Origin of the sequence: Methylobacterium sp. WL18, from assembly GCF_008040015.1 — a bacterium.
In the GTDB taxonomy this organism is placed as follows: Bacteria; Pseudomonadota; Alphaproteobacteria; order Rhizobiales; family Beijerinckiaceae; genus Methylobacterium; species Methylobacterium mesophilicum.
In genome coordinates, this window is sequence record NZ_VRVD01000422.1 from 1 (window position 1) to 4,111 (window position 4,111).

The following is a 4,111-nucleotide window of genomic DNA, read 5'->3' on the forward strand; positions in this document are numbered from 1 at the left end:
GTGCCGGCGAGCGCGAGGTTCGACCATTCCTCGCCGCCCAGCACCGCGCTGCCCACCGACAGGTCGAGGTCGAGCATGGCAGGCAACCCGGCCCCGGCGCCCGGCACCGCGGCGAGGAGGCTGCGGGTGTAGGCGTGCTCGGGGGCCGCGAACAGGTCGGCGGTGGTGCGCATCTCCACGATGGCACCGCGATGCATCACGGCGATCCGGTCGCAGATCGTGGCCGCCACCCGCAGGTCGTGGGTGATGAACAGCATCGCCAGCGACAGCCGCTGCTTCAGGTCCTCGAGGAGATCCAGCACCTGACGCTGGACCGAGACGTCGAGCGCGGAGACCGCCTCGTCGGCCACCAGCACGTCCGGTTCCATGGCGAGCGCCCGGGCGATGCCGATGCGCTGGCGCTGGCCGCCCGAGAAGGCGTTCGGGTAGCGGGCGGCCGCCTTCGGGTCGAGGCCGACGAGGTCGAGGAGGTTCCGGGTGCGCTCCCGCGCCTCCGCGGCCGGCACGCCGTGGGCGATCGGGCCCGCCATGATGATCTGCTCCACGGTGCGGCGCGGATTCAGCGAGGCGAACGGGTCCTGGAAGATCATCTGGATGCGGCTGCGCTGCGCCCGCAGGTCCGCGCTCCGGAGGGCGGTGTAGTCGAGGCTGCCGAGCCGGACGGTGCCGCCGTCGGGCTCGATCAGCCGGATCGCGAGCCGTGCCGTAGTCGACTTGCCGGAGCCGGATTCGCCGACCAGCCCCAGGGTCTCGCCGCGCCGCACGTCGAAGGCGACCTCCTTGACCGCCGCGACCACCCGGGGCTTGCCGAACAGGCCCGCCTTGGTGGTGTAGGTCTTGGATAGCCCGACCACCGACAGGGCCACCGGAGACGCCTGCACGCTGGCCCGCACCGGCGGGGTCAGGCTCGGCACCGCGGCGAGCAGCGCCTTCGTGTAGGGGGCCTGGGGATCGCGCAGCACCGCCTCGGCGCTGCCCGATTCGACCAGCCGGCCGCGCTGGAGCACCGCCACGTGGTCGGCGATCTCCGCGACCACGCCGAAATCATGGGTGATGAACAGGACGCTCATCCCGCGCTTGCGCTGCAACTCGCGGATCAGCTTCAGGATCTGGGCCTGGGTGGTCACGTCCAGCGCCGTGGTCGGCTCGTCGGCGACCAGGACCGACGGCTCCAGGGCCAACGCCATGGCTATCATCGCCCGCTGCCGCTGGCCGCCGGAGAGCTGGTGCGGATAGGCCCGCACCGCCTCCTCGGGGTTGGGCAGCCCGACCTCGGTCGCCAGAGCCACCGCCCGGGCCCGCCGCTCGGCCCGGGTGAGCAGGTTATGCGCCTCGAACATCTCGGCGATCTGGTCGCCGATGCGCATCACCGGGTTGAGCGCGGTCATCGGCTCCTGGAACACCATGGCGATCCGCCGCCCGCGCAGGGCGCGCCAGGCCGGCTCGTCCAGGCTCAGCAGGTCCCGTCCCTCGAACAGGATCGAACCGCCCTCGGGCTTGAGCGACCGGGGCAACAGGCCGGTGAGCGCGTAGGCGCTCATCGACTTGCCGGAGCCGGATTCTCCCACCACGCAGAGGATCCTGCCGGGCTCCAGGTCGAGGTTCAGGCCCTCGACGGCGTAGGGACGGTCGGCGCCCTTGGGGAGCGCGATCGTCAGGTCACGGATGCGGACGACCGGCTCGCTCATGGTTCAGCTCCTCGCGGCGCGGCGGCGCAGGATGTCCGGCCCGGCCTCGCCGAGATCCCAGAACAGCCCGGCCATGATCGCCAGGCCCTCGCGGGTGCTGGAGGCGAGCATGTGCTCGTCCGGCCCGTGCTGGCGGCAGGCCGGGTAGGAATGCGGCACCCAGAGGGTCGGCAGGCCGAGGATCTCCGAGAAGGCGTCGTTCGGCAGCGAACCGCCGAGATTGGGCAGCAGGGCCGGTTTTTTTCCGGCGCTCGCCTCGATCGAGAGAAGCGCCCAGTCCACCCAAGGGTCTTCCACCGGCAGCCGCGTCGCTTGGAAAACCTCCGAAGCCCGGGCCGGCCGGACCTCGATCATGGGGAAACCGTTGGCGTCGAGATGGGCGCGCACGTTCTGGATCAGGTTCTGCCAGTCGGTGCCGACCACGAAGCGCAGCTGCAGGGTCGCCTTGGCGTGGGGCGGCACCGCGTTGAGCGGCCCGTCCGGATCGCCGGTCTTGAAGGCCAGGACTTCCAGGGTGTTCCAGGCGAAGACCCGCTCGGCCGGGGAGAGCCCGGGCTCGCCCCAATCGGAATCGATCGTCGGGGCGGTCGGATCCTCGCCGACCCGGATGTCGCGGAGCGCCGCGCGCACGCCCTCGGGGATGGGCGGCGGCCGCAGGGCCGCGACCAGGATGCTGCCGCGGGCATCGACCATCGAGGCGATCGCCGAGGCCAGAACCGTACCGGGGTTGCGCAGCAGGCCGCCCCAATTGCCGGAATGGTGCGGGCCCTCGCGCAGGTTCAGGCTCAGCTCGAAATTGTACGCGCCGCGGGAGCCCAGGAAGAGCGTCGGGCGCTCGGCGCTGAGCCGCGGCCCGTCCGAGGCGATCAGCACGTCGGCGCGCAGGGCCTCCGCTTGCGCACGGCAGAACGGGCGCAGGCCCGGTGAGCCGGATTCCTCGCCCATCTCGATCAGCAGCTTCACGTTGAAGCCGAGGCGGCCGTCGCGCGCCGCGATCACCTGCTCCAAGGCCGCGAGGTTGATGATGTGCTGGCCCTTGTTGTCGGCGGTGCCGCGCCCGTACCAGCGGTCGCCCTCGACCACGATCTCCCAGGGGGCCAGCCCCGCGCGCCATTGCTCCGGATAGCCCCGCACCGTGTCGCCGTGGCCGTAGATCAGCACGGTGGGGAGGTCCGGTCCCTCGTGCCGCTCGGCGATCAGGAACGGGCCGTGCACCCCGTCAGGATTGTCGTGTTTTTTGGGTGTCTCGAAGCCGAGGCGGGTGACGAGAGGGGTGATGAAGGTGTCGAGATAGGCGTGCAGGGCCGCCTCCTGGCCGGGCGCCTGGCTCTCGGTCGGGTAGGCGACCGCCTCCCGCATGAGCGCGAGGAACGCGCCGGCGTCGAAGGTGTCGGTTGCGCGCCCGATGGCGGCGTCTCGCGTCATGGTGTGTTTCCCGTGAAACATTGCGGTTCGGCTTCGGAACGGATCCCGCGCCGCCGGGGCTGGTCGGCCGGTCCGGGGCGCCCCCGGACGTCTGATCAATGCCGGCCCTCGGGGGCCGTGATGTCGCGCAGGCCGTCGCCCAGGAGGTTGATCGCCAGCACGAGGAAGAGGAGCGCCACACCCGGAATGGTGATCACCCAGGGCTGGAAGAACATGTACTGCTTGCCCTCGGCGATCATCAGGCCCCAGGACGGCAGCGGCGGCTGCACCCCGAGGCCCAGGAACGACAGGGCGGCTTCGAGCAGGATCGCGTGCGCCATCTCCAGGGTCGCCACGACGATCAGCGCGTTGAGGATGTTGGGCAGGATTTCTTGGCCGATGATGCGCAGGTCGGTGAGGCCCGAGGCGCGGGCGGCCGAGACGAAATCCTGGTTCCGGATCTGCTGCGTGGCGGCCCGGGTCACCACGGCGAAGCGGTCCCAGAGCAGGAAGCCCAGCACCAGCACCACGACCTTGAGCGAGCCGCCGACCAGCGACGCCATGGCCAGGGCCACCAGCACCACGGGCATCGCCAGCCGGGTGGTCACGATGTAGCTCACCACCGAATCGACCCAGCCGCCGAAATAGCCGGCGCAGAGGCCGAGCACCGTGCCGATCAGCCCGGAGATCAGCGCCGCCGAGATCCCGATCAGCAGGGAGATCTGGCCGCCGTAGAGCAGGCGGCTGAGATAGTCGCGCCCGAGCTTGTCGGTGCCGAGCACGTGGTCCCAGTTGCCCTTGGCCTGCCAGATCGGCGGGATCAGGCGGCGCGAGACGTCCTGCGCATAGGGGTCGTGCGGGGCGATCAGCGGGGCGGCCAGCGCGGCCAGCACGATCAGCCCGAGGATGCCGGCCCCGATCAGGAAGCCGGCGTGATGCAGGCCGCGCCGGAGCACGATGCCGGTCGGCGAGCGTACCGGCGCCAGGGCGGCCGGGACCTCTATGTCCGGGGGGAGGGC

The 4,111-nt window shown here is 71.2% G+C and carries 3 protein-coding genes; all 3 read right to left on the reverse strand.

The genetic code is table 11. The features are described from left to right. A partial coding sequence (locus FV228_RS22090) for an ABC transporter ATP-binding protein (RefSeq protein WP_246693990.1) occupies positions 1-1,688 on the reverse strand: 1,688 nt, incomplete at its 3' end. Between the two features lie 3 nt (positions 1,689-1,691). Continuing rightward, positions 1,692-3,113, reverse strand: coding sequence for a M20 family metallopeptidase (locus tag FV228_RS22095; RefSeq protein ID WP_147856568.1), 1,422 nt, complete (start codon positions 3,111-3,113; stop codon positions 1,692-1,694). A 95-nt stretch (positions 3,114-3,208) separates the two neighbouring features. Beyond that, entirely contained in the window at positions 3,209-4,096 is an 888-nt protein-coding gene (locus FV228_RS22100) for an ABC transporter permease (protein WP_147856569.1), read from the reverse strand. Positions 4,097-4,111 lie beyond the last annotated feature (15 nt).

Coding starts and splice junctions, on each gene's coding strand:
- FV228_RS22095 (WP_147856568.1), bottom strand. CDS start 3,113: ATGACGCGAGACGCCGCCATCGGGCGCGCAACCGACACCTTCGACGCC.